Genomic DNA, 26,345 nt, shown 5'->3' with positions numbered 1-26,345 from the left:
CTTCCCTTCTCTTTCGCTTCTCCAAGTCACGTTCCAGGCCGGGAGTCAAGGCGCGGAGGCAGGCAGGCCCCCGTCATCCCCTGGCAAACAGGCCCACGACCTCGTTCACGCTGAGCACGATGAACAGGAGCGCCGAGATGCCGAGCAGGCCGTTGGAAATCCAGCCGCTGCGCCATTCCTTCGGCACGCGCGAGGAATTCAGGAGCCAGATCAGCGTAAGCGCCAGGAACGGCATGAAGAAGGCGCCGAGCGCACCATAGATGATGACGAGCGTGAACGGACGGCCGAACCAGAGCAGCGCCATGGGCGGGATCGTCAGCCAGAACAGGTAGAACTTGAAGGCGAAGGTCTTTTCCAGCCCTTCGCGGGAGCCGCCCTCGCCCTTGAGGTTACGAACGAAATCCGCGAACAGCAGCGATACGCCATGCCAGACGCCCAGGATCGAGGATACCGCGGTCGCGAAGAAGCCGATCAGGAAGATCACCGAAACAACCCGGCCGAAACGCTGCTCCAGCACTTCATCGAGATCGAGGAGGCCGCGGTCGCCGGTCGAAAGGGCGATCTGGGCGGTATAGAGCAGTTCGGCGCCGATGATCAGCATGGCGATCACGAAAATGCCGGTCATGATATAGGAGACGCGGTTGTCGAGCCGCATGACGCCCATCCAGGCGGGCGTGCGCCAGCCCTTGGCGTTCACCCAGTAGCCATAGGAAGCCATGGTGATGGTGCCGCCGACGCCGCCGATCAGGCCCAGCGTATAGATGGCCGAACCTTCCGGAATGGTCGGGATGAGCCCGGTGAGCGCTTCGCCGATATTCGGCACGACGAGGAGAGCGATGCCAACCACGACCACGAACATCACGCCGATGAAGAATTTCATGGCGTTCTCGAACATCTCGTATTTGTTGAGAGCCACGAAGATCGCGCAGAGCGAGCCTGAAAGAATCGCCCACAGCCAGAGCGGCACGGCGGGGAAGAGGGCTGCAAGCGGCAAGGCCGTGGCGCTCATGGCGGTCGCGCCGTACACGAAGCCCCAGACCATGATGTAGATACCGAAATACCAGCTCGTCCAGCGGCCGAGCGATTTCCAACCTTCCAGCATGGTCGAGCCGGTGGCGAGGTGATAGCGCGCCGAGCCTTCCGCCAGCGCGATCTTGACGATGCAGCCGATGACCGCCGCCCACAGCAGCGCATAGCCGAAGCGCGAGCCGGCAATCAGGGTCGCCACGAGATCGCCGGCACCCACGCCCGTCGCCGCCGCGACGATGCCGGGACCGATCAGCTTCCAGCGCCCGGTCGTCGGCGGCGTGCTCGCATCAAGAACAGCCCGGTCGCCAGCACCGCTTGTATTCTCAGCCATTCAAAAGCCTCCGCTCGGATAATCGTTTCATTTTGAGCGCGTTTTGGACGTAAAAATACCAAAATGCAAATTCCGGCGGAATGTTTCTCCCATTTACGATCTTTGGAGGATGATTTTTGCCAGCGCCCACAATACGATGCGGGCTCTTCCTCTTGCGCTGCAGCAAATTGGAACTAAAGTCCCCTCACCTTTCAAGCGACGACACGCTTCAACCCATCGGGATTTTCAGCGCATGAAATACAAGACACTCGGCCGCACGGATATCACCGTGTCGGAAATCTGCCTCGGCACCATGACCTGGGGAACGCAGAACAGCGAAGCGGAAGCCCATGAGCAGATGGACTATGCCGTGGCGCATGGGGTGAACTTCTTCGACACCGCGGAGCTTTACCCGACGACGCCGGTGAGCGCCGAAACCTATGCGGATACCGAAAAGATCATCGGCAACTGGTTCCAGAAGGCTGGCAAACGGAAAGACGTGGTTCTGGCCACCAAGGTAGCAGGGGCGGGCCGGCCCTATATTCGCGGCGGCGCCCCCATCGACGGCGGAACGATCCGCCAGGCGGTGGATGCCAGCCTCCAGCGGCTGAAGACCGATTATATCGATCTCTACCAGATCCACTGGCCGAACCGCGGGCACTATCACTTCCGCAATGCCTGGCAGTACGATCCGTCCACGCAGGACAAGGCCCGCACCGTCGCCGAAATCATCGAGAAGCTGGAAGTGCTCGGCGATATCGTCAAATCGGGCAAGGTGCGCGCCATCGGCCTTTCGAACGAGACCGTCTGGGGCACCCAGAAGTTTCTGTCGATAGCCGAGAAGAAGGGCCTGCCGCGCGTCGCGAGCGTCCAGAACGAATACAGTCTGCTGTATCGCACTCATGATCTCGATTTCGCGGAACTCTCCCACTACGAGGATGTCGGGCTGCTTGCCTATTCCCCGCTGGCAGCGGGCATCCTGACCGGCAAATATCTGAATGGGGAAGTTCCGGCAGGCTCCCGCGCCTCCATCAACGGCGATCTCGGAGGCCGGCTGCAGCCGCATCAGGAAGCGCCCGCCGCCGCTTATGTGGAGATCGCAGGCAGGCACGGGCTCGACCCTGCGCAGATGGCGCTCGCCTTCTGCCTCACTCGCCCATTCCTGACTTCCGCCATTATCGGCGCCACCTCGATGGAGCAGTTGAGGACGAATGTCGGCGCGGCAGACATTACCCTTACGGATGAGGTGCTGCAGGAGATCGCCGTCGTCCACCGCCGGCATCCCATGCCTTTGTGATAAAGACAGGCGGCACGCCGGTCTCAATCTTCGGGGGCTGCACCAGCGAACAGGTGCAGCCCCCGTATACTTTGACAATTGCCTCCCGAATGAATAGGAACTTGCGCAATCCGGCAGCAATCGTTGCAGCCACGGCGCCGCGCGCGAAGAATCCGAAAGATACAGAAAATGACCGATCACGATGGCGCCGTCCCGGCGATCGCCAAGGCGTTGGCGAAACGGGGCTACACGACGCTGACCCCCGTCCAGAAATCCATGCTCGACCCGGCTCTCGCAGGTTCCGACGCGCTCGTCTCCGCGCAGACCGGCTCCGGCAAGACCGTCGCATTCGGCATCGCAATGGCGCCGAGCCTGCTCGGCGGCCAGGAAAAATTCGGACGCGCCGGCGCTCCTCTTGCCCTCGTCATCGCCCCCACCCGCGAACTCGCCATGCAGGTGAAGCGCGAGCTGGAATGGCTCTACGAGATGGCTGATGCGGTCGTCGCAAGCTGCGTCGGTGGCATGGACATCCGCAACGAGCGGCGAGCGCTGGAACGCGGCGCCCATATCGTCGTCGGCACGCCGGGCCGCATCTGCGACCATATCCGCCGCAACGCGCTCGACATGTCGGAACTGAAGGTCGCCGTTCTCGACGAAGCGGACGAGATGCTCGATCTCGGCTTTCGCGAGGATCTGGAATTCATCCTCGAATCCGCGCCGGATGACCGCCGTACCCTGATGTTCTCCGCAACGGTGCCGGCGGCGATTGCCAAGCTCGCCAAGAGCTATCAGCGCGATGCGGTACGCATCGCCACGACGGCGGAAGAAAAGCAGCATGTCGATATCGAGCAGCGCGCCTTGCTGGTAACGCCGCATGACAGAGAGAACGCCATCGTCAACGTGCTGCGCTATTATGAGGCCCCCAACGCCATCGTTTTCTGCTCGACGCGAGCGGCCGTCAACCATTTGACGGCACGGCTTTCCAACCGTAACTTCTCGGTCGTGGCATTGTCCGGCGAACTGACCCAGAACGAGCGCACCCATGCGCTGCAGGCCATGCGCGATGGCCGCGCCCGCGTCTGCATCGCGACCGACGTCGCCGCCCGAGGCATCGACTTGCCGGGGCTCGAACTCGTCATCCATGCCGACCTGCCGACCAATCCGGAAACGCTGCTGCACCGCAGCGGCCGCACGGGACGCGCCGGACGCAAGGGCGTCAGCGCGCTGATCGTGCCGATAAACCAGCGCCGCAAGGCCGAGCGCCTGCTTTTCGGAGCGAAGATCGAGCCGACCTGGGCACGTCCTCCGTCTGCCGACGAGGTGACCCGTCGTGACGAGGAGCGCCTGCTCGCCGATCCGATCTTCGCCGAGACGGCGAAGGACGAAGACGAACAGGCGCTGATCGCGAAACTCGTCGCCCAATACAGCGCTGAAAAGCTCGCCACCGCTTTTGTCGGTCTCTACCGCGGCAAGAACTCCGCGCCCGAAGATATCGTCGAGGTTTCGCTGGAGGCCCGCAAACCGCGCGATGGTGGACGCGACAACGCTCGTGACGGAGGTGATCCGGCGTCGCGGCCGCTGACGCCGCGCGGCGATTTCGGCCCGGCCGTCTGGTTCTCGCTGTCGGTCGGCCGCAAGCAGCGCGCCGAGCCGCGCTGGCTCATCCCGACGATCTGCCGCAACGGCGGCCTGACCAAGAACGAGATCGGCGCGATCAAGATGCAGGCGGACGAAACCTTCGTTGAAATCGCCGCCGATCATGCCGATCGCTTCCTGCAGAAGCTTGGCAAGGACCGGATGATGGAGCGCGGCATTCGCGTGACGCGGCTCTCCCAAGCGCCGGATTTCAGCAAGTTCTCTCGCGGGAAGGACGAGGACGGCTTTACGCGCCGTGAGGGTCCGCGCATGGACAAGCCCTGGAAAGAGAAGTCTTTCAAGGGCGGACCGGGCAAAGATGAGCCGCGCAAGGACGACCCCCGCAGGGAATGGCAGGGGAAAGGCAAGTTCACCGGCGAAAAGCTCCGCGACAAGGCCGATGAGGGGCGGCGCCTCGACGACGAGGTCTGGGGCGACAGCAAGCCGAAGGGCAAGGCCAAGCCCGCCGGGGCCGGAAACCGCGACGCACGGAGCTTCGACAAACCGTTTCGCGAGAAGCCTTTCGGCAAGAGCGGCGCCGACAAGCCCTTCAAGAAGAAGGACAAGCCCAAGAGCAACGGCCCGAAATCGGGCGGCAAAGCGAATTTCGAACGGCGGAAGTAACGCCGGCGAATGGCAGGCCGCGAGAACCTAACCGTCGCCTCGCCATCGCCAGAACCAGAAATGAACCGCGCGCCGGCTTTCCCCTTGCCTTCTGCGGAAAAATCCGTATAAGGCGCGCTGTTCGAAACACCCGGTCTTTCTGGCTGGTGGCTGAACGGAGGGCAGGTTTCCATGCGGAAGCCGCAGGGACCAAAAGGTCCGAGCCTCCCGTGTCTCCGCTCTCGACCGTCTCGATACAACAACTTTTCTTGCCGGGGCACCGCCCCTCAGGAGCAGTCGTTGAGGCTTAGCCGCCGAATTCCGGGTAAAGACAACCGCAAGAAAAGGCAAAGCTTACATGGCTCTCTACGAACACGTATTCCTTGCTCGGCAGGATATGTCCGCTCAGCAGGTTGATGCCCTCGTCGAACAGTACAAGGGTGTCCTCGAAGCTAACGGCGGCAAGGTCGGGCGCGTTGAAAACTGGGGCCTCAAGTCCCTGACGTACCGCATCAAGAAGAACCGCAAGGCTCACTACGCCCTGATGGACATCGACGCGCCGGCAGCTGCCGTGCACGAGATGGAACGCCAGATGCGCATCAACGAAGACGTTCTTCGCTACATGACGATCGCCGTCGAGAAGCACGAAGAAGGCCCGTCCGCAATGATGCAGAAGCGCGACCGCGACGACCGTCCGCGTGACGACCGTGGCCCGCGCCGCGACTTCGGCGACCGTGGTCCGCGCCGCGAATTCGGCGATCGTCCCCCGCGTGAAGGCGGCTTCGAGCGCGCACCGCGCCCGTCCGCTCCGCGCGAATCCTAATCGGCTAGAAGGAGAAGAGACCAATGGCTGACGTATCCTCCTCCCCGGCACGCCGCCCGTTCCACCGCCGTCGCAAGACCTGCCCGTTCTCGGGCGCGAACGCACCGCGGATCGACTACAAGGACGTACGCCTTCTGCAGCGCTACATTTCCGAGCGCGGCAAGATCGTTCCGTCCCGCATCACGGCCGTTTCCCAGAAGAAGCAGCGCGAACTCGCCAAGGCAATCAAGCGAGCCCGCTTCCTCGGCCTGCTGCCCTACGTCGTAGCTTAAGCTGAATTTAGACCCGCTGATTAAGAGTCAGCGGGTCTACCCCTTCCGCGATGGGCGCGGATCGGAACTCTTAAATCCCATGTTGGGGATGAAGTGCCTGAGAGACTGATTCAGGTGTGATCCCCTAACTGCTTGAAACGGCAGGACAGCGAGACAGTGACGAACAAGTATCAGACAGTGCTGCCGACCGGCATTCTTGCCGGCATTGCCGCCACCCTGCTCGTGCTGGGTGCGAGTGCGCAGCCGTCCTTTGCCGCCCTGCTCTATGCCGCCTCGGCGCTGCCCATCCTCGTTGCGGGCCTCGGCTGGGGCAATCGCGCCGCGATCATCGGCATTCTAACCGCCGCCGCGCTCGGCGCGATCCTGATCGCGCCGCTCTTTGCGCTGACCATGGCGATCTTCACGCTGATCCCCGCCGGCTGGCTTTCGCATCTCGCCAATCTCGCGCGCCCAGCCTCCGAACTCGGCGGCCCCGAGCATCTGGTCGCCTGGTATCCCATCTCGGACATCCTCCTGCATCTCTGCGGCCTCGTCACCATCGCCGTCATCGCCCTCGGCGTCGTCATCGGCTACGGTCCGGAACTGACGAGCCAGCTCGTGGACGCCATGGCGGCCACGGTGCAGGAGCCGGGATTTACACCCGACGCCGCTGGACTCGCCCAGACAAAGACGCTGATGGTGCTGATGCTGCCGATGATCCAGGGCGGGCTCTGGGTCATCCTGCTCTTCGCGGCCTTCTATTTCGCGACGCGGATCACCACCGGCATGGGCCGGTCGCTCAGGCCACGCGAGGAAATGCCGTCCGCGCTGCGCATGAACCGCTACGCGATCTTCATCTTCCTGGCCGGCATCCTCGCCACCTTCGCAGGCGGGGTCCCGGCGATGATCGGTGCCGTGATCTGCGGCACGTTCGGCGCCGGCTTCCTGATGGCCGGCTTCGCCTCGCTGCATTTCCGCAGCAAGGGCAAGGATTGGCGGCTGCCCGTGCTGGTGCTCGCCTATCTCTCGTCCATGCTGCTCTTCCCGGCCTTCGCCATTCTCGTACTCGGGCTTGTCGATACGCGGCGCACCATCGCGCTGACGCCGGCAAACCCCGCATCCGATACATCCGAAAACAAGAACTGAAGCTCACTGAAAGGAAACCAACATGCAAGTCATTCTGCTTGAACGCATCGCCAAGCTCGGCCAGATGGGCGAGACCGTAAAGGTCCGCGACGGCTACGCCCGTAACTTCCTGCTGCCGCAGGGCAAGGCGCTGCGCGCCAACGAAGCCAACAAGAAGCGCTTCGAAGCCGAGCGCGCTACGCTTGAGGCCCGCAACCTGGAGCGCAAGGGCGAAGCCCAGAAGGTCGCCGATGCGCTTGCCGGCAAGTCTTTCGTCGTCGTCCGCTCGGCCGGCGAAACCGGTCAGCTTTACGGCTCCGTCGCTGCCCGCGACATCATCGAGACGCTGGCTGCCGAAGGCTTCAACATCGGCCGCAACCAGGTCGACCTGAACACCCCGATCAAGGCGATCGGCCTGCATCAGGTTATCCTGCACCTGCATTCCGAAGTCGAAATCGAGATCCAGCTCAACGTCGCCCGTTCGGCCGAAGAAGCCGAGCGTCAGGCCAAGGGCGAAAGCCTCACCTCGGCTGACGCGATCTACGGTGTGGACGAAGACGCCCTGCGTCCGGAAGATTTCTTCGACCCGGAAGCCGATCGCGAAACCGAAGAAGAATAATCGCGCTTTCCCGTTCGGGAAAATTCGGCCCCCGGCCTCACGCCGGGGGCTTTTTTATGCTTCACAAACCTTAACGTTCGCCGTCGCCCGTCAACAATGATGGCGAAACCTGTACGGAACTGCGGCAGACTGTTGACAGAAGCGCCCTCCTCTTCTCATGTTGCGCGGAACAGAAGAAAAGGGAGCACCCCATGAGCATTAGACAGAAAATCCTGGCGATCGGCGCCGTGGTCGGCATCGTGGCCGCAGGCGCGAGCTTCGCGGTCGCCCAGGCGCCGGCCTTCTTCCGCATCGGCACCGGCGGGACGGCAGGCACCTACTATCCGATCGGTGGCCTGATCGCGAACGCGATCTCCGGAGCGGGAGACAAGGGAGTTCAGGGCCTGGTCGCCACCGCAGTTGCCTCCAACGGCTCGGTCGCCAATATCAATGCGATCCAGAGCGGATCTATGGAATCGGGCTTCACGCAATCGGATGTTGCCTATTGGGCCCATAGCGGCACGGGCCTTTACGAGGGCAAGGGCAAGGTAGAGGATCTGCGCCTCATCGGAACGCTCTATCCCGAAACCATCCATCTCGTCGCAGCCAAGAATTCCGGCATCAAGTCCGTCGCTGATCTCAAGGGCAAGCGGGTCTCGATCGACGAGCCGGGCTCCGGCACGATCGTGGATGCCCGCATCGTGCTGGCGGCCTACGGGTTGAGCGAGGATGACATCAAGGCCGAACACCTGAAGCCCGGCCCGGCGGGCGAACTGCTGCGCGACGGCGGGCTCGACGCCTATTTCTTCGTCGGCGGCTACCCGACCGGCGCGATCTCGGAACTGGCGACCTCTTCCGGCATCACCCTCGTTCCGATTTCCGGCCCCGAGGCGGACAAGCTGCTCTCCGAATACAGCTTCTTCTCCAAGGACACCGTGCCGGAAGGCGCCTATCAGGGCGTCGGCGAAACGCCGACCATCGCTGTCGCGGCCCAGTGGGTCACCAGCGCCAAGCAGCCTGAGGAACTCGTCTACAACATCACCAAGGTGATGTGGAACGACGCCACACGCGCCGCACTCGATGCCGGCCATGCGAAGGGCAAGCTGATCACCCTGCAGAACGCCGTCACCAGCCTCGGCATTCCGCTGCATCCGGGCGCGGAGCGCTTCTACAAGGAAGCAGGCGTCCTGAAGTAAGGAAGACACCTTCTTTCGAAAGCGGCGGCCCGCAACAGGCAGGCCGCCGTTTTCCGTCTGGAACGAAAATTCGAGGATACCGACATGGCGGCAGACAACGAGGGCAAGATCGCCCCAATGGAACTGGACGAGGCGAAGGCACGCGAACTCGAGGAGAAATTCGATTCGGAGATCCGCTTCCGGCCGCTTTCGCCGATGACGGCACGCCTTGTGGGTACGGCGCTCGTGGCGCTTTCCATCTTCCATTACTACACGGCCGGGTTCGGCCTGCTTTCGGAAGTCGTGCACCGCGGCATCCATTTGTCCTTCGTCCTCGGACTGATTTTCCTCGTCTTCCCCTTCACTCGCCGGGGTTACGACCAGCCGGCGGAATCGAGCCTTTACCGTCCGCTCGGCATTTCGCTGATCGACTGGGCGCTGGCGATCGGCGCCGTGGTGGCGGTGCTGCACGTTCCGCTGATCCCGCTGGATGATCTTGCCTTCCGCGTCGGCAATCCGACGACGACCGATGTCGTGCTGGGCGGCACCCTCATTCTCGTCCTGTTGGAAGCGACGCGCCGCTCGGTCGGCTGGCCGCTGCCGATCATTGCAATCCTCTTCATGGCCTATTCCATATGGGGACCGGCAATGCCGGGCATTCTGGTGCATCCGGGCGCGACCTTCTCGCAGCTCGTGAACCACCTTTACCTGACGTCGCAGGGCATTTACGGCATCGCGCTCGGCGTGGTGGCGACTTACGTCTTCCATTTCGTGCTGTTCGGCGTCTTCGCCACCCGCATCGGGCTTGGCCAGCTGTTCCTCGATTGCGCCGCCTGGGTGGCGGGCCGCTATGCCGGCGGCCCGGCGAAAGTCTCGATTTTCGGCTCGGCGCTGTTCGGCATGATCTCCGGCTCCTCGGTCGCCAACACGGTGACGGTCGGTTCGCTGACGATCCCGGCGATGATCCGGCTCGGCTACAAGCGTACCTTTGCAGCGGCCGTCGAATCCGCCTCATCGACCGGCGGCCAGATCACGCCGCCGATCATGGGCGCGGCAGCTTTCCTGATGATCGAGTTTCTGGACCTGCCCTATACGACGATCATTCTCGCCGCCATCGTGCCGGCCTTCATGCACTTCTTCGGCGTGCTCGTTCAGGTGCATTTCGAGGCCAAGCGGAACGGACTGCGCGGCATGACATCCGACGAGATGCCGGACCTCAAGGAGGCCTTCAAGCGCGACTGGCCGACGGTCATCCCGCTCATCGTGCTGATCGCGGTCCTGCTTTCCGGCTATACGCCCTATCTCGCCGCGTTCTGGGGCATCACGCTCTGCATCGCGGTCGGCCTTCTCAACCCGCGCCGGCGGATGTCCTTCATGGAAATATTCGAAGGTCTCCGGGACGGCGCGAAATATGCGCTCGCCGTCGGGGCGGCAGCGGCCACCGTCGGCATCATCGTGGGCGTGGTGACGCTGACCGGCGTCGGCTTCAAGATCTCCTACATCGTAACCTCGACGGCCGCGCAGCTGGCTGCCTTCTTCGGCACGATCCTGCCGGCCGCCTGGTTCGGGCCGCAGACGCTCACCCTGCTCTTCACGCTCATCATGACGGGCGTGGTCTGCATCCTGATGGGCTGCGGAATACCGACGACGGCCAACTACATCATCATGGCGACGATCGCGGCGCCTGCGCTCGGGCTGCTCGGGGTCGAGCCGATCGTGGCGCATTTCTTCGTGTTCTACTACGGCGTTCTGGCCGACATCACGCCGCCCGTGGCGCTCGCGGCCTATGCGGCGGCGGGCATGGCGGGCGCCGATCCGTTCAAGACCGGCAACACTGCCTTCCGGCTTGGGCTCGGAAAGGTGCTGGTGCCGTTCGTGTTCGTCTTCTCCCCTTCCCTGTTGCTGGTCACCGCCGACTTCAACTGGGGCGACTTCCTGACCGCCTTCATCGGCTGCGCGCTCGGGATCACCTTCCTCGGCGCGGCCCTCTCCGGCTTCATGCTGGTGCGGACCGCAGCCTGGGAAAGACTGCTGCTCGCGATCGCCGCCATCCTCCTGGTGGTGCCGGAACTGATTTCCTCGCTCATCGGCCTGGCGCTCGTCGTGCCCGTGCTGCTGCGGCAGTTCGCAGGCTACAAGGCAGCACCCGCCTTGTAGCGAATCTCGCGAGGGCTTATGCTCGGCGACCGTGGCGGACGCGCAGTTTTGCCACGGTCAAATCATCTCGTTCCGTAGCGTGCGTTTTATCCACAAGCTCGTTTGTGACTGTGGAGATCGTCGGATTCCGGAGATTCTCCCAAGAGCGGCCGCTCATCCGCGGCAAACTGCTGTAGGATTGCGCTGATTCACAGATATTGATGGATGACATGCAGGACCTAGCACACAAGCTGACGGCACTCAGCAACAAGGACGCGGAACCGCATTATCGCGAGGCTCCGAACAATATCGAGGCCGAACAGGCCCTTCTCGGGGCGATCCTGGTCAACAACGACGCCTATTATCGCGTTTCGGACTTCCTGAAGCCTCCCCATCTCTACGAGCCGCTTCACCGCCGAATCTATGAGGTGGCCGGCGATATCATCCGCATGGGCAAGACGGCCAACCCCGTCACCATCAAGACCTTCATCACCACGCCCGAGAAGGTCGGCGACCTGACGGTAGCGCAATATCTCGCGCGTCTCGCGGCCGAGGCGGTCTCGATCATCAATGCGGAGGACTACGGCCGGGCGATCTACGATCTGGCGCTGCGCCGCGCGCTGATCACCATCGGCGAGGACATGGTCAACATCGCCTATGACGCGCCGCTCGACATGCCTCCCCAGTCACAGATCGAAGACACCGAGCGGCGGCTCTTCGAGCTGGCCGAAACCGGCAGATACGACGGCGGCTTCCAGTCGTTCAACGACGCGGTGGCGCAGGCGATCGACATGGCGGGCGCGGCCTTCGAGCGCGACGGCTCGCTCTCCGGCATTTCGACCGGCATCCATTCGCTGGACGCCCGGATGGGCGGCCTGCAGCGCTCCGACCTTATCGTTCTTGCCGGGCGTCCCGGCATGGGCAAGACCTCGCTCGCCACCAACATCGCCTATAACATTGCCGYGGCCTATGAGCCCGAGGTTCAGCCGGACGGCTCGTTCAAGGCCAGGAATGGTGGCGTCGTCGGGTTCTATTCGCTCGAAATGTCGTCCGAACAGCTCGCCACCCGTATCATCTCCGAACAGACCGAAGTATCGTCATCGAAGATCCGCCGCGGCGACATCACCGAGGCCGATTTCGAAAAGCTCGTCGCCTGCTCCCAGATGATGCAGAAGGTGCCGCTGTTCATCGACCAGACCGGTGGCATCTCGATCGCGCAATTGTCCGCCCGCGCCCGCCGGCTGAAGCGCCAGCGCGGCCTCGACTGCCTGGTGGTGGACTATATCCAGCTCATGACCGGCGCCGGCAAATCCGGCGACAACCGCGTTCAGGAAATCACCCAGATCACCACCGGCCTGAAGGCGCTGGGCAAGGAGCTGAACGTGCCGATCATCGCGCTCTCGCAGCTCTCCCGTCAGGTGGAAAGCCGCGAAGACAAACGCCCGCAGCTCTCCGACCTTCGCGAATCGGGCTCGATCGAGCAGGACGCGGACGTGGTCCTCTTCGTGTTCCGCGAGGAATATTACGTGAAGAACATGGAGCCGCGCGATATTTCCGATCCGAAATATCCGGAATGGGAAGCGCATATGGAAAAGGTGAAGGGCACGGCGGACGTCATCATTGCCAAGCAGCGCCATGGACCGACCGGTACGGTGAAGCTCGCCTTCCAGTCGGAATACACCCGCTTCGCCGATCTCGCCGATCCGAGCTTCAGCCAGTACGAGGAGCATTGATCGGGAGGGGCGTACACGCCCCTCTTTCCGTCAATCCCCTGCGGGCGCCGCGCGATAGGCCTCCCGACCGGCAACCCAGGTGCGCCGCACCGCTGGTGCGGCACCTTCCGGCCATTCGACCAACACGAGATCCGCCCGCTTGCCGATTTCGATGACACCGCGGTCGTTGAGCCCGGACGCGCGTGCCGGATTGCCCGATACGAGGGGCCACAACATCTGGAGCGGGCCGACGCCATCGGCCTTGAGGCGCGCCACCCCAAGCAGCATCGCGGGATAATAATAATCCGAAGCGAGAATGTCGCAGAAGCCCTCGCGGATCATGTCAGCTGCGCCGATCGAAGCCAGGTGGCTGCCGCCGCGCGTCGCGTTTGGGGCACCGAGGACGATGAAATCTCCCGCGTCCCGCGCTGCCCGCGCTACTCTTCTATTCACCGGGAACTCGCAAATCCGAGCGCCACGTGCGCGGAAAAAATCGCGCGTCTCGATCTGGCTGTCGTCGTGAGAAAGCATCGGCGCGCCGGCGGCACGGCCGAGAACAGCCACGTCATCGATCACTTCGGGAACCTGCGGACGGCGCTCCCATATGCCGCGAACGAGCGAGACCATGTCCGAAACGGGGATCCTTGCCCGCTTGGCGCGTTCCTCCATTTTCGCGGCGAAAGCGGGCGCTTCCGGATCGACCATCGGGAAGGTCGGATCAAAGTCGAACGGCCGCTCCTGCAAGGGAACCGACGGGTGAAGCATTGCCATCGATGTGTGATCGTTGAATGCGATCGACGGCAGGCGCGGTCCGGCAAGAGCTTCCCGGATCAGGTCGACGGCCTCGAAGCAGAAGGTTTCCCAGCGCAGTTGCACGCGATTGTCCACGGTCAGCCTCGGGGCAAGCGCATCGAGGGCGGAGACGACGGCGCGGCCGTTTTCCACCGACCTGAGCCCGGGTTCCCAGCTCAGCGTCAAGGCGTGATAGGCAGTCGCAATGCCGTTCGCCGCAAGCTGACGATCGGTATCAAGCAGGGCGGCGGCAACGGGAAGCATGGTGCCGGGCCGCGGCATGAGCTGCCGCTCGAAGGCATCGCCGTGAATGTCCACGAACGCCGGCGCCAAGATATGTCCCCGACCGTCAATAATTTCGGCTCCATCGCGCGCACCGTCGATGGCCGTGATCCGGCCGTCTTCAAAACGCACGGAAGCAGGTGCCAGGTGGTCACTGAAAACCACGGTCGCACCCTCGATCACGATTGCCGGATTGTTCCGCATCATCCCACCCATAAAAAGAAGAGGTACATTAATCGCTTTACCACCATCGCGAGCAATTCGCCGCTTCTATCTAGTCGATGTAACAAATTTGAGAAGATCTGCCCCAGCGGCGCGGAAGAGCGGGCGGACCATTGGAGCAAGACAGCGTCAGCCGGCAAATCACCGCAAAAGATTGTGCAGCGCGATCGAATTTTGCCGTAATGGCTTTTTCCCGCCTCCGAAACCGGTAGGATTGCCGGAACACTCCTCATGTGCGACGAGCAGACATGACCGACTTCGACAGCGACTTCTCCTCCTCCGCCGATTTCGACAGCGCCCCCGTGCGCCTGACGGTCGATCTCGAAGCCCTTGCCGACAATTGGCGGGAAATGGCGCGCAAGTCCGGCAAGGCGCGTGCTGCGGCGGTGGTCAAGGCTGACGCCTATGGCCTCGGGATCGAGGATTGCGGCACGGCGCTTTACGAAGCCGGGGCGCGGGACTTCTTCGTGGCCGTGCCGCAGGAAGGCTCGACGTTGCGGGCCTATGTGCCCGATGCGCGTATTTATGTGCTTTCCGGTATCTGGCCGGGACAGGAGCGGATGTTCTTCGAAGATGATCTCGTGCCGGTTCTGGCCTCGGAGGAACAGCTCGCCTTCTGGATGTCGGCGGTCTCGGAACGGGGCGACCACCCCTGCGCGCTGCAGGTCGATACCGGTTTCAACCGACTCGGCCTCCCTCTCGAGGATGCTCTGGCGCTGGCCGGAGACGTCTCGCGGCCGGCGAGTTTTTCGCCCGTTCTCGTGCTCTCCCATCTCCATAGCGGCGATACGCCATCCTCGCCCCTCAACCGCAAGCAGCTCGAATCTTTCCGGCAGGTTGCGGACGCTTTCGAAGGTATCGAATCCAGCCTTTCGGCCTCTGCCGGGATCTTTCTGGGACCGGACTATCATTTCGATCTCACGCGGCCGGGCATTGCGCTTTACGGCGGCGAGGCCGTGAACGGCATGAAGCCATTGAAGCCCGTCGCCAAGGCGGAGGCGCGGATCGTGCAGATTCGCGAAGCGGAAACCGGCAGTACCGTCAGCTATGGCGCCACCCATCAGCTTTCGCGGCGCAGCCGGCTGGCGGTGGCCTCAGCCGGTTATGCGGACGGCTATCTGCGTTCGCTTTCCGGCGCGGGCGTACCGATCCGGGCAGGCGGCACGCAAGGCGCCTTCGGCTTCATCGCCGGTCATCGCATTCCTGTGATCGGCCGCATCACCATGGACCTGACGATCTTCGACATAACCGACGTCCCGGAGAGCGAAATCCGCACCGGTGACTATATCGAGCTCTTCGGGCCCCACATGCCGCTCGACGAGGTCGCACGCGCGGCGGGCACGATCGGCTACGAGATGCTGACCGGCATCGGGTTGCGGCACGAACGGCGGTATACCTATCCCGAATAAGCTCTCGGCCACCTTGCCAGGAACGGCATTTCGAGATTAAAAGAGCAAAAGTTCCGCTTTTGTTCTCGGCGGACCTGCGAGTATCAAAGGCGGCGGCTGATCCCATGGCAAAGACCAAGACCCAATTCGTGTGCCAGAACTGCGGCACGGTGCACAGCCGCTGGGCCGGCAAATGCGATGGCTGCGGCGAGTGGAACACCATCGTCGAGGAAGACCCGATGGGCGGCATCGGCGGCGGCCCCGGAAAGGCCCCGAAGAAAGGCCGCGCAGTGGCGCTCACCACCCTTTCGGGCGAAACGGAAGAGGCGCCCCGCATTCATACCGGCATATCCGAGCTCGACCGTGCCACCGGTGGCGGCTTCGTGCGCGGTTCGGCTGTGCTGGTCGGCGGCGATCCCGGCATCGGAAAGTCGACGCTACTGATGCAGGCGGCGGCGGCTCTCTCCCGCCGCGGGCACCGGATCATCTACGTCTCGGGCGAGGAAGCCGTGGCGCAAGTGAGGCTGCGCGCCCAACGGCTCGGCGCCGCCGATTCGGACGTGCTGCTCGCCGCCGAGACCAATGTGGAGGATATCCTCGCCACCATTTCCGAGGGCAAGCGGCCCGATCTCGTCATCATCGATTCGATCCAGACGCTCTGGAGCGACACGGCCGATTCCGCCCCCGGCACGGTGACGCAGGTGCGCACCGGCGTGCAAGCAATGATCCGCTTCGCCAAGCAGACGGGGGCAGCCATGGTGCTGGTCGGCCACGTCACCAAGGAGGGGCAGATCGCCGGCCCTCGCGTCGTCGAGCACATGGTCGACGCCGTGCTCTATTTCGAGGGCGACCGTGGACATCATTACCGCATCCTCCGCACCGTGAAGAACCGCTTCGGACCGACCGACGAGATCGGCGTGTTCGAAATGTCCGACAAGGGGCTGCGCGAGGTCACCAACCCTTCCGAACTGTTTCTCGGAGAGCGCAACGCCAAGGCGCCGGGAGCGGCGGTCTTCGCCGGCATGGAGGGTACCCGGCCGGTGCTCGTGGAAGTGCAGGCCCTAGTGGCGGCCACTTCGCTCGGCACGCCGCGCCGGGCGGTCGTCGGGTGGGATTCGGCCCGTCTTTCCATGATTCTTGCCGTGCTTGAAGCCCATTGCGGCGTGCGTCTCGGTCAGCACGACGTCTACCTCAATGTGGCGGGCGGTTATCGCATTTCCGAACCGGCGGCCGACATCGCAGTCGCGTCGGCACTCGTCTCGTCGCTTGCCGGTCTTGCCCTGCCGGCGGATTGCGTCTATTTCGGCGAAATCAGCCTTTCGGGGGCGGTTCGGCCGGTTTCTCAGACGGCCCAACGCCTGAAAGAGGCCGAAAAGCTCGGCTTTGCCGGAGCGATGCTGCCGGCCAGTTCCGCCGAGCTTCCGAAGACATCCGGCGCCCGCTGGACGGAAGTCGAGGACCTGCCCGATCTCGTGTCGCGCATAGCCGGTTCGGCCAGGAAACTGGGGAAAGCGGCGGAAGAGGATTGATCTTTCGTCAACTGTTCCCCTGATGTAAGAGGGTCGCCGGCAAGCGGTGCCGAAAACCGACAGGTCCTTGGAGTAGAGCCTATATGCCCATCACGATTTTTGACGGTATCGTCATCGGCGTAACGCTGTTTTCCGCCGTACTCGCCATGGTGCGCGGTTTCTCGCGAGAAGTGCTGTCGATCGCGAGCTGGATCGGCTCGATCGCGGCGGCCTACTATCTCTACCCGCTGCTGGTTCCTTATGCCCAGAATTACACGGCGGACAACCGCATCGCGATCGCCGGCTCCGCCGGCGTCATCTTCCTCATCGCGCTGATCATCATCACCTTCATCACGTCGCGGATCGCCGATTTCATCATCGACAGCCGCATCGGCGCGCTGGACCGCACGCTCGGCTTCCTGTTCGGCGCGGCGCGCGGCATCCTGCTGCTGGTGGTAGCGGTCGCGTTCTGGAACTGGCTGGTGGACGCCCGCTCGCAGCCGGAATGGGTGACTCAAGCCAAGTCGAAGCCATTCCTCGACGCGCTGGTTGCCCGTCTCGAGGCGGTGCTGCCGGAAGATCTCGAGCCTCAGATCCGCGCGCGCATTCTCGGCCGCGAAGAGGCCCCGGTCGAGGGCGCGCCTGAGCAGGAGCAAGCACCGGCCGATGACGCGCCGGCAACAAATCCGACAAATAATTGACGCTTTGTTGCGCTTGATGCAGCGCGAAACGTCACCATTTGTGGTATCATTCGCAGTAAAGTGAAACGGGCTGGTTTCGGGAACATCTTCCCGGCCGGCTTTTCCATTTTTCCGAAAGGGCACGGCCAAGATGAATCAGCCGGTTTCTGAGACGTTCGCAGACAACAACCTCCACGAATGGGATGGTGATACGCTGCGCGAAGAATGCGGCGTTTTCGGCATTCTCGGCCATCCGGATGCCGCCACGCTGACGGCGCTCGGCCTTCACGCCCTCCAGCATCGCGGCCAGGAAGCAGCCGGCATCGTCTCCTTCGACGGGCTGCGCTTCCATTCCGAACGGCGGATGGGTCTCGTCGGAGATCATTATACCGATCCGGCCACGCTTGCCCGCCTGCCCGGCAATATCGCGATGGGCCACAACCGCTACTCCACGACCGGCGAAGTGGCGCTGCGCAACGTGCAGCCGCTGTTTGCCGAACTGGAGGTCGGTGGCATCGCGATCGCCCATAACGGCAATTTCACCAACGGGCTGACGCTGCGCCGGCAGTTGATTGCCGGAGGCGCCATCTGTCAGTCCACCTCCGACACGGAAGTGGTGCTGCATCTGATCGCCCGCTCGCGCTACACCTCGACGGCCGACCGTTTCATCGATGCCATCCGGCAGATGGAAGGCGGCTACTCCATGCTCGCGATCACCCGCACCAAGCTGATTGCCGCTCGCGATCCCACCGGCATCCGGCCTCTCGTCATGGGTGAGCTCGACGGCAAGCCGATCTTCGCTTCCGAAACCTGCGCGCTCGATATCATCGGTGCGAAGTATATCCGGGATGTGGAGAACGGCGAAGTCATCATCTGCGAGATCCAGGCCGACGGCTCCATCAGCATCGATGCCCGCAAGGCCGGCAATTCCCAGCCCGAGCGGCTGTGCCTCTTCGAATACGTCTATTTCGCCCGCCCCGATTCCGTCGTCGGCGGCCGCAGCGTCTATGTGGCCCGCAAGAACATGGGCATCAATCTCGCCAAGGAAGCGCCGGTCGAAGCCGATGTCGTCGTGCCGGTTCCGGATGGGGGCACGCCGGCAGCCCTCGGCTATGCCCAGGAAAGCGGCATCCCGTTCGAGTACGGCATCATCCGCAACCATTATGTGGGCCGCACCTTCATCGAGCCGACGCAGCAGATCCGTGCCTTCGGCGTAAAGCTCAAGCACTCCGCCAACCGCGCGATGATCGAGGGCAAGCGGGTCGTGCTGGTGGACGACTCCATCGTGCGCGGCACGACCTCGCTGAAGATCGTGCAGATGATCCGCGATGCCGGCGCAAAGGAAGTGCATTTCCGCGTCGCGAGCCCGATGATCTACTACCCCGACTTCTACGGGATTGACACGCCGGACCGCGAAAAGCTCATCGCCAACCAGTATGACAACCTCGAAGCCATGTGCAAATATATCGGCGCGGATTCGCTGGCTTTCCTCTCGATCAACGGACTTTACCGTGCCGTCGGCGGCGAGGATCGTAACGACGCTCGCCCACAGTTCACCGACCATTACTTCACCGGCGACTACCCGACCCGTCTCCTCGACAAGGACGGGGAGACCATGGGCCGCAAGGTTTCGGTTCTGGCCAGCAACGGCTGAGGCAAACGGAGCGGTTTGCAATCCACGCCAAACATTCTAGAAGGCTGCGGCAACGCAGCCTTCTTTTTGGCCGCGAGACGGTGAGGTGAGCAGATGGACATCAATCTGAAGGACAGGATCGCGCTGGTGACCGGGGCGTCGCGCGGCATCGGCTATTTCACGGCACTCGCGCTCGCCAAGGCCGGCGCGCATGTGATCGCCTGCGCCCGCACCGTGGGAGGCCTCGAAGAGCTGGACGACGCGATCAAGGCGGAAGGCGGTTCGGCCACGCTTGTTCCGTTCGACCTCACCGACATGACCGCGATCGACCGGCTGGGCGCCTCGATCTTCGAGCGCTGGGGCAAGCTCGACATCCTTGTCGCCAATGCCGGCATTCTCGGTGTCATCTCCCCTATCGGTCATGTGGAAGCCAAGGTTTTCGAGAAGGTGATGCTCACCAACGTCACCGCCACATGGCGGCTGATCCGCTCGGTGGAGCCGCTGCTTCTCAAATCCGATGCCGGGCGCGCGCTCATCCTTTCCTCGGGCGCCGCGCACAAATGCCGGCCCTTCTGGGGTCCCTACTCCGCCTCCAAGGCCGCCGTGGAAGCGCTTGCCCGTACCTGGGCGGCCGAGCAGCAACGCACGGCATTACGGGTCAACAGCATCGATCCCGGCGCGACCCGCACGGCCATGCGCGCTCAGGCGATACCCGGCGAAGACCCCAACACGTTGCCGCATCCTTCGGAAGTGGCGGCCGCCATCCTGCCGCTCGCCTCTCCCGAACTCACCGAAACCGGCAAGCTCTTCATCGCGCGGGAGAAAAAGTTCGTCGACTACCGCGTGCCGGAGTGATTTTTCACCCACAGCAAAGGCATTCGATGGAATGGATTGCGCGACAGCATCTTGACCAAATCCCTGGCCCGCGCCATAACCTCGCTCATGAAAACGGCGATTTCCATTTGCGGGATCATTATTCGCTAGCGCATCCGCTGGCCCGGCCGTTTTCGTCTCTCGAAAAGCCTTGAAGACAAACGCCCCGGCCAGTGCCGGACGCTTTCGTGTTCGTGGACGCGAAAGCATTCGGCTCCTAGTTGATAATGAGAGCGGTGTGTCGTCCGAAAACCGCATACACTTTTCGGCATCCCCCTCAACGGTGGCTTGCTTTGGGAGATTTCTTGATGAGCGCTGCGCTCAAGCTCTACAACACGCTGACCCGCAAGGAGGCCGAGTTCCGGCCGATCGACCCGCAGAACGTGCGCATGTATGTCTGCGGCCCGACGGTCTATGACTACGCCCATATCGGCAATGCCCGCCCGGTCATCGTGTTCGACGTTCTCTTCCGGCTGCTGCGGCACGTCTATGGCGCGGATCACATTACTTATGCACGCAACATCACCGACGTGGACGACAAGATCAATGCACGCGCGCTTCGCGATCATCCCGGTCTGCCCCTCAATGAGGCGATCCGCGCCGTCACCGAGCGAACCGAGACGCAGTTCCATGAGGATGTGAAGGCGCTCGGCTGCCTCGAGCCTCATGTCGAGCCCCGCGCGACCGACAATATTCCGCAGATGATCGAGATCATCGAGAAGCTGATTGCGAGAGGTCATGCCTATGTGGCCGGCGGCGAGGTGCTGTTCGACACGAAATCCATGAGCGATTACGGCCAGCTCTCCAAGCGCCCGCTGGACGAGCAACAGGCCGGCGCCCGTATCGCCGTCGATGCCCACAAGAAGAACCCCGGCGATTTCGTGCTGTGGAAGCTTTCGAGCGACAACGAACCCGGCTGGGAAAGCCCCTGGGGCCGCGGTCGGCCCGGTTGGCATATCGAATGCTCGGCCATGAGCGGGCGCTATCTGGGCGAGGTCTTCGATATCCATGGCGGCGGGCTGGACCTCATCTTCCCGCATCATGAGAACGAGATCGCCCAGTCGCGCTGCGCCCACGGCACCGATGTGATGGCGAATGTGTGGATGCACAACGGCTTCGTGCAGGTCGAAGGCCGCAAGATGTCGAAGTCGGAAGGCAATTTCGTCACCATCTACGACCTGCTGCACACCGAGAAATTCGGTGGGCGGGCCTGGCCGGGAGAGGTGCTGAGGCTCGCCATGCTGATGACGCATTACCGCGAACCGATCGACTTTTCGGTGAAGCGCCTGGAGGAAGCCGAGCGCCTGCTTTCCAAATGGCCGGCCGCCGAGGCCGGCGATGCCGCGCCATGCGACACGGTTCTCGCCGCTCTGGCGGACGATCTCAACACTGTCGCGGCTATCCAGGCGTTGCATTCGCTTGCCCAGGAAGCCCATGCCGACCGGACCTTGCTGCCCGTTTTCGCGGCGAGCGCCGACCTGCTCGGCGTGCTGCCGAAGCTGATGGAAATCGATGAGGCGGTCGCCGCCGAAATCGATGCCCGCGTGAAGGCGCGGCTCGAACTCCTGAAGGCGAAGAACTTCGCCGAAGCCGACAAGATCCGCGATACTCTCAATGCCGAAGGTATTCAGCTCAAGGACGGCAAGGACCCTGCAACCGGCGAACGCCTCACGACCTGGGAGGTGAAGCGGTAGGGCCAGTTGGCAATCAAGAGGAGGAAGAGCGATGATAGACCATATGGGCATCACGGTCGCGGATTTCGACCGGGCCAGGGCATTTTACGATGCGGCCTTCGCTCCGCTGGGCGCCTCGCTGCTCTACATGGTCCCCGCCGAATACACGAATGGCGTGAAGGTGGGTGGTTACGGTCGTGAACGGCCGGTCTATTGGCTGCACGAAGGTGCGCCGCCGGCCGGACATTCCCAGCATGTCGCCTTCACCGCCCGCAATCGTGCCGAGGTCGACGCCTTTTATGAAGCCGCCATCGCTGCCGGCGGACGCGACAACGGTCCTCCGGGCCTGCGCCCACACTATCATCCGGACTATTATGGCGCCTTCGTCTTCGATCTCGACGGCAACAATATCGAAGCCGTCTGCCACGCGCCGGAAGGAAGCGAGGAATGAGCACAGCGGTTCACACCGGCGGATGCCAGTGCGGAGCGGTTCGCTACCGGGCGGAAGGCGAGATCGGATTTCCGCATCTCTGCCATTGCCGCATGTGCCAGAAGGCTGCCGGCAACTATTTCATGCCGCTTGGCGGCGTGAAATACGAGAACTTTTCCGTCACGCGCGGCGAACCTGCCTGGTTCCAATCCTCGGAAACGGTATTGCGCGGCTTTTGCGCGCAATGCGGAACGCCGCTCTTTTACGCCGGCGGCAGCGATCATATCAGCATCATGCTCGGCTCGCTGGACCAGCCGGAAAGCGTGAAACCGAAGCTGCAGACCAATCTTCGCCATAAGATGCCGTGGTTCGGCGAGCTTGACACGCTCACGCACGAGACGGCCATGGACATGACGCAGGAGGAGGAGAGAAAGGTCGCGGCAAGCAGCCGTCAGCATCCGGACCACGATACGGACATCTGGCCGCGGGAGGAGCAGCCATGACCGAAACGATCCGAACCGGCGGCTGCCAGTGCGGGGCGATCCGCTTTCGGCTCACGGGCGAGCCGAGGGACTCATCGATCTGCCATTGCCGCATGTGCCAAAAGGCTTTCGGTGCCTATTACGCGCCGCTGATCGATATCGGCGGGGCGGAACTTGCCTGGACGCGCGGCAAGCTCAAACATTTCCAGTCCTCGAACCATGTGCTGCGTGGCTTCTGCGAAAGCTGCGGTACGCCGATGAGTTACGAAGCCGCGGACGGCATCGCGATCTCGGCCGGCAGTTTCGACGATCCGGGCTCGCTGCCGCCGGTCGTGCAATACGGCGTGGAGGGCAAGCTTGCTTTCGTCGATCGCCTGCATGAACTGCCCGAGCGGCACACGATGGATGATATCCACTCTGCCTCTTTCCTGGCGGATATCGTTTCCTACCAGCATCCCGACCACGATACCGAAACCTGGCCACCGGAGAATTTGCGATGACCGAAAAGCTCAGAACAGGCGGCTGCCAATGCGGCGCCGTGCGCTTCCGCATTCATGGCGAACTCGGGCGCGCTTCCATCTGCCATTGCCGCATGTGCCAGAAGGCCTTCGGCGGCTTCTTCGGGCCGCTCGTCAGCGCGCCGAAGGACGGCGTGGAATGGACCCGCGGCGAGCCGAAATATTTCCAGTCCTCCGTCAATATCGATCGTGGCTTCTGCGAGAACTGCGGCACGCCGCTGACCTACCGATATCCGGGCGGGCTCGAGCTCGCGATCGGCGCATTCGACGAGCGCGACGACCTCGCACCGAAGATCCAGGTGAACTACGACTCGCATATTCCGTGGGTCACGACGATCTTCGAGCAGCCTATCCGCGACGCCATCGAGGATGCCAAGCAAGAGCAGATCATCTCCTTCCAGCATCCCGACCACGACACCGAAAACTGGCCGACGAAAGGACTTCACCTGTGACAGAGCTGCTTCGCACCCTCTATCCGGAAATCGAGCCCTACGAGACCGGCCATCTCGATGTCGGAGACGGTCACTCGATCTATTGGGAAAGGGTGGGCACGCCCGGCGCCAAGCCTGCGGTCTTCCTTCATGGCGGTCCCGCCGGCGGCATCAATCCCAACCAGCGGCGGCTCTTCGATCCCGCGCTCTACGACGTCATCCTCTTCGACCAGCGCGGCTGCGGCAAATCTAAGCCCTATGCCAGCACGGAGGCTAACACGACCTGGCATCTCGTCGCCGATATCGAGCGGCTGCGCGAGATGGTCGGCGTCGAGAAATGGCTGGTCTTCGGCGGCTCCTGGGGCTCGACGCTGGCGCTCGCCTATGCCGAAAAGCACCCGGAACGGGTGAGCGAACTCGTCGTGCGCGGCATCTATACGCTGACCAAGGCGGAACTCGACTGGTACTATCAGTTCGGCGTCTCGGAAATGTTTCCGGACAAGTGGGAGGCGTTTATCGCTCCCATTCCGGAAGACGAGCGGCACGAGATGATGCACGCTTACCACCGGCGCCTCAACGGCCCGGACGAGGCGGAAGCGCTGCGCTGCGCCAAGGCCTGGAGCACCTGGGAAGGCTCGACCATCACCCTGCTGCCGGACCCTCAACTCACTGCCGGCTTCGGGGAAGACCATTATGCGATCGCGTTTGCCCGTATAGAGAACCACTTCTTCGTCAATGCCGGCTGGCTGGAGGAAGGGCAGTTGCTGCGCGACGCGGTGAAGCTCAAGGGAATTCCCGGCACGATCGTGCATGGGCGCTACGACATGCCCTGCCCGCTGAAATATGCCTGGCAGCTTTCGAAAGTCTGGACAGATGCGGATTTCCACATCATTGAGGGTTCAGGCCACGCCGTCTCGGAGCCCGGTATCACCGACCGGCTGATCCGCGCGACGGACAAGTTTGCGGGGAAAACGGCGTAACATTTGCCCCTCACCCTAACCCTCTCCCCGCCCGCGGGGAGAGGGGACGTGCGTTGAGCAACGTCCAATGGGGAGGATAGACCAGAGGCATATCCCTTCTCCCCGCCTGCGGGGAGAAGGTGGCGGCAGCCGGATGAGGGGCACGCCGGAGGAAAAAACGGATGACACGCGAACGCATCTATCTCTTCGACACGACGCTGCGCGACGGGCAGCAGACCCCCGGCGTGGATTTCTCCGTCGAGGACAAGATCGCCATCTCCAACCTGCTCGACGATTTCGGCATAGACTATGTCGAGGGCGGGTATCCGGGCGCCAACCCGACGGATACCACCTTCTTCTCGCAGAAGCGCACGGAGAAATCCAAGTTCGTCGCTTTCGGCATGACAAAGCGCGCCGGCATTTCCGCCTCCAACGATCCGGGGCTTGCGGTGCTGCTGCAAGCCAAGAGCGATGCCGTCTGTTTCGTGGCGAAAAGCTGGGACTACCATGTGCGCGTCGCGCTCGGCTGCACCAACGAGGAGAACCTCGAAGCCATCCGCGACAGCGTTCAAGCCGCCCGCAGCGCCGGCAAGGAAGCGCTGGTCGATTGCGAGCATTTCTTCGACGGCTACAAGGCGAACCCCGAATACGCTCTTGCCTGCGCCAAGACCGCTCACGATGYCGGCGCCCGCTGGGTCGTGCTCTGCGACACCAATGGCGGCACGCAGCCGAACGAGGTGCGCGAGATCGTCGCCGCCGTCATCGGATCGGGCATTCCGGGAACTGCGCTCGGCATCCATGCCCACGACGATACCGGCCAGGCGGTCGCCAACTCGCTCGCGGCAATCGAGGCGGGCTGTCGGCAGATCCAGGGCACACTGAACGGCATCGGCGAACGCTGCGGCAATGCCAACCTTGTGACGCTGATCGCCACGCTTGCCTTGAAAGACGTCTATTCCAGCCGCTTCGAGACGGCCATAGACCCGGACCGGCTGACCGGCCTGACGACGCTGAGCCATGCTTTCGACGAACTGCTCAACCGTTCGCCGAACCATCAGGCGCCTTATGTCGGGGCCTCCGCCTTCGCCACCAAGGCCGGCATCCATGCCTCGGCTCTGCTGAAGGACCCGCGCACCTACGAGCATGTGACGCCGGAAAGCGTGGGCAATTTCCGCAAGGTCATGGTCTCAGACCAGGGCGGCAAGTCGAACTTCATCAATGCGCTGAAGCGCCGCGGCATCGAGGTCGCTAAGGATGACCCGAAGCTGGATCAGCTCATCTCCATCGTCAAGGAACGCGAGGCATCCGGCTACGCCTATGAAGGCGCGGACGCGAGCTTCGAGCTGCTCGCACGCCGCACGCTCGGCACCATCCCGGAATTCTTCTCTGTGGAAGGTTTCCGCGTGATGGTGGAGCGCCGCTTCGATTCCCACGGGCGCATCAAGATCGTCTCGGAAGCGGTCGTGAAGATCGCGATCGACGGCCAGACGCTGATGTCGGTCGCCGAAGGCGACGGCCCGGTCAACGCGCTCGACCTGGCGCTGCGCAAGGATTTCGGCAAGTACCAGCACGAGATAGACGACCTGGTGCTCGCCGACTTCAAGGTGCGCATCCTGAACGGCGGGACGGAAGCCATCACCCGCGTTCTGATCGAGTCGACCGACTCGAGCGGGGTGCGCTGGTGGACGGTCGGTGTTTCGGAAAACATCATTGACGCCTCCTTCCAGGCGCTGATGGATTCCGTCATCTACAAGCTGATGAAGAACCGCGAACTGGCGGGCAAGATCGCTGCCGAGTGAGG

Annotated in this window: 24 protein-coding genes; 22 read left to right on the top strand and 2 right to left on the bottom strand. The window is 62.9% G+C overall.

All coding sequences use genetic code 11. The annotated features are described in order from the left end of the window. Nucleotides 1-73: 73 nt before the first annotated feature. Nucleotides 74-1,360, bottom strand: a complete 1,287-nt coding sequence (locus tag LCM4573_RS22240; protein WP_071008611.1) for an Nramp family divalent metal transporter — start codon at nucleotides 1,358-1,360, stop codon at nucleotides 74-76. A gap of 232 nt (nucleotides 1,361-1,592) precedes the next feature. Here LCM4573_RS22240 and LCM4573_RS22235 point away from each other — a divergent pair, with 232 nt between their 5' ends. From LCM4573_RS22235 to LCM4573_RS22195, 9 genes are all read left to right on the top strand, one after another. After that, nucleotides 1,593-2,636, top strand: coding sequence for an aldo/keto reductase (locus tag LCM4573_RS22235; RefSeq protein ID WP_071008610.1), 1,044 nt, complete (start codon nucleotides 1,593-1,595; stop codon nucleotides 2,634-2,636). A 168-nt stretch (nucleotides 2,637-2,804) separates the two neighbouring features. Further along, nucleotides 2,805-4,874 (top strand): DEAD/DEAH box helicase, encoded by a 2,070-nt coding sequence (locus tag LCM4573_RS22230; RefSeq protein ID WP_071008609.1) that lies wholly within the window; start codon nucleotides 2,805-2,807, stop codon nucleotides 4,872-4,874. 337 nt (nucleotides 4,875-5,211) lie between these two features. Then, nucleotides 5,212-5,676 (top strand): 30S ribosomal protein S6, encoded by a 465-nt coding sequence (gene rpsF / locus LCM4573_RS22225; protein WP_046792890.1) that lies wholly within the window; start codon nucleotides 5,212-5,214, stop codon nucleotides 5,674-5,676. 23 nt (nucleotides 5,677-5,699) lie between these two features. Further along, nucleotides 5,700-5,948 (top strand): 30S ribosomal protein S18, encoded by a 249-nt coding sequence (rpsR, locus tag LCM4573_RS22220; protein ID WP_046792891.1) that lies wholly within the window; start codon nucleotides 5,700-5,702, stop codon nucleotides 5,946-5,948. Between the two features lie 132 nt (nucleotides 5,949-6,080). Beyond that, nucleotides 6,081-7,073: a DUF2232 domain-containing protein gene (locus LCM4573_RS22215; protein WP_407071761.1), complete on the top strand. Its 993-nt coding sequence runs from the start codon at nucleotides 6,081-6,083 to the stop codon at nucleotides 7,071-7,073. A gap of 22 nt (nucleotides 7,074-7,095) precedes the next feature. Beyond that, on the top strand, nucleotides 7,096-7,671 hold the full coding sequence (rplI, locus tag LCM4573_RS22210) for a 50S ribosomal protein L9 (protein WP_071008608.1): 576 nt from the start codon (nucleotides 7,096-7,098) through the stop codon (nucleotides 7,669-7,671). 191 nt (nucleotides 7,672-7,862) lie between these two features. Continuing rightward, the gene (locus LCM4573_RS22205) at nucleotides 7,863-8,846 is read left to right on the top strand and encodes a TAXI family TRAP transporter solute-binding subunit (protein WP_071008607.1); all 984 of its coding nucleotides are present in this window, start codon (nucleotides 7,863-7,865) and stop codon (nucleotides 8,844-8,846) included. Between the two features lie 84 nt (nucleotides 8,847-8,930). Continuing rightward, on the top strand, nucleotides 8,931-10,982 hold the full coding sequence (locus LCM4573_RS22200; protein ID WP_071008606.1) for a TRAP transporter permease: 2,052 nt from the start codon (nucleotides 8,931-8,933) through the stop codon (nucleotides 10,980-10,982). 209 nt (nucleotides 10,983-11,191) lie between these two features. Then, entirely contained in the window at nucleotides 11,192-12,694 is a 1,503-nt protein-coding gene (locus LCM4573_RS22195) for a replicative DNA helicase (protein WP_071009196.1), read from the top strand. Nucleotides 12,695-12,724: 30 nt separating this feature from the next. Here the strand turns inward: LCM4573_RS22195 and LCM4573_RS22190 are convergent, their stop codons facing one another. Beyond that, nucleotides 12,725-13,912 (bottom strand): alpha-D-ribose 1-methylphosphonate 5-triphosphate diphosphatase, encoded by a 1,188-nt coding sequence (locus LCM4573_RS22190; RefSeq protein WP_244505405.1) that lies wholly within the window; start codon nucleotides 13,910-13,912, stop codon nucleotides 12,725-12,727. On the opposite strand from LCM4573_RS22190, the gene LCM4573_RS28740 reads away from it, so the two are divergent. From LCM4573_RS28740 to cimA, 13 genes are all read left to right on the top strand, one after another. After that, nucleotides 13,802-14,152, top strand: a complete 351-nt coding sequence (locus tag LCM4573_RS28740; RefSeq protein WP_244505410.1) for a hypothetical protein — start codon at nucleotides 13,802-13,804, stop codon at nucleotides 14,150-14,152. The two genes, LCM4573_RS22190 and LCM4573_RS28740, sit on opposite strands and share 111 nt — an antisense overlap. Nucleotides 14,153-14,217: 65 nt before the next feature. Beyond that, nucleotides 14,218-15,378: an alanine racemase gene (gene alr / locus LCM4573_RS22185; protein ID WP_071008605.1), complete on the top strand. Its 1,161-nt coding sequence runs from the start codon at nucleotides 14,218-14,220 to the stop codon at nucleotides 15,376-15,378. Between the two features lie 104 nt (nucleotides 15,379-15,482). Beyond that, nucleotides 15,483-16,886, top strand: coding sequence for a DNA repair protein RadA (radA, locus tag LCM4573_RS22180; protein WP_071008604.1), 1,404 nt, complete (start codon nucleotides 15,483-15,485; stop codon nucleotides 16,884-16,886). Between the two features lie 83 nt (nucleotides 16,887-16,969). Further along, entirely contained in the window at nucleotides 16,970-17,566 is a 597-nt protein-coding gene (locus LCM4573_RS22175) for a CvpA family protein (protein WP_071008603.1), read from the top strand. A gap of 130 nt (nucleotides 17,567-17,696) precedes the next feature. After that, nucleotides 17,697-19,199 (top strand): amidophosphoribosyltransferase, encoded by a 1,503-nt coding sequence (purF, locus tag LCM4573_RS22170; RefSeq protein ID WP_071008602.1) that lies wholly within the window; start codon nucleotides 17,697-17,699, stop codon nucleotides 19,197-19,199. A gap of 93 nt (nucleotides 19,200-19,292) precedes the next feature. Beyond that, nucleotides 19,293-20,033: an SDR family NAD(P)-dependent oxidoreductase gene (locus tag LCM4573_RS22165; RefSeq protein WP_071008601.1), complete on the top strand. Its 741-nt coding sequence runs from the start codon at nucleotides 19,293-19,295 to the stop codon at nucleotides 20,031-20,033. Between the two features lie 326 nt (nucleotides 20,034-20,359). Further along, nucleotides 20,360-21,745, top strand: a complete 1,386-nt coding sequence (gene cysS / locus LCM4573_RS22160; RefSeq protein ID WP_071008600.1) for a cysteine--tRNA ligase — start codon at nucleotides 20,360-20,362, stop codon at nucleotides 21,743-21,745. Nucleotides 21,746-21,776: 31 nt separating this feature from the next. Then, the gene (locus LCM4573_RS22155; protein WP_071008599.1) at nucleotides 21,777-22,175 is read left to right on the top strand and encodes a VOC family protein; all 399 of its coding nucleotides are present in this window, start codon (nucleotides 21,777-21,779) and stop codon (nucleotides 22,173-22,175) included. Continuing rightward, a complete protein-coding gene (locus LCM4573_RS22150; protein WP_071008598.1) occupies nucleotides 22,172-22,657 on the top strand; it encodes a GFA family protein in 486 nt (161 codons plus the stop codon). Before LCM4573_RS22155 ends, LCM4573_RS22150 begins: the two co-directional genes overlap by 4 nt. Then, entirely contained in the window at nucleotides 22,654-23,136 is a 483-nt protein-coding gene (locus LCM4573_RS22145; protein ID WP_071008597.1) for a GFA family protein, read from the top strand. Before LCM4573_RS22150 ends, LCM4573_RS22145 begins: the two co-directional genes overlap by 4 nt. Continuing rightward, nucleotides 23,133-23,606 (top strand): GFA family protein, encoded by a 474-nt coding sequence (locus LCM4573_RS22140; RefSeq protein ID WP_071008596.1) that lies wholly within the window; start codon nucleotides 23,133-23,135, stop codon nucleotides 23,604-23,606. The genes LCM4573_RS22145 and LCM4573_RS22140 overlap by 4 nt, the downstream gene beginning before the upstream one ends. Continuing rightward, entirely contained in the window at nucleotides 23,603-24,565 is a 963-nt protein-coding gene (gene pip / locus LCM4573_RS22135; RefSeq protein ID WP_071008595.1) for a prolyl aminopeptidase, read from the top strand. The genes LCM4573_RS22140 and pip overlap by 4 nt, the downstream gene beginning before the upstream one ends. Nucleotides 24,566-24,726: 161 nt before the next feature. Continuing rightward, complete coding sequence (gene cimA, locus LCM4573_RS22130; protein ID WP_071008594.1) at nucleotides 24,727-26,343, top strand: citramalate synthase; 1,617 nt, start codon at nucleotides 24,727-24,729, stop codon at nucleotides 26,341-26,343. Nucleotides 26,344-26,345: the final 2 nt, after the last annotated feature.

The organism is Rhizobium sp. LCM 4573 (assembly GCF_001854865.1).
In the GTDB taxonomy this organism is placed as follows: Bacteria; Pseudomonadota; Alphaproteobacteria; order Rhizobiales; family Rhizobiaceae; genus Neorhizobium.
The sequence above is the reverse complement of the archived record's forward strand: the minus strand, read 5'-3'. Positions and strand labels throughout refer to the sequence as shown.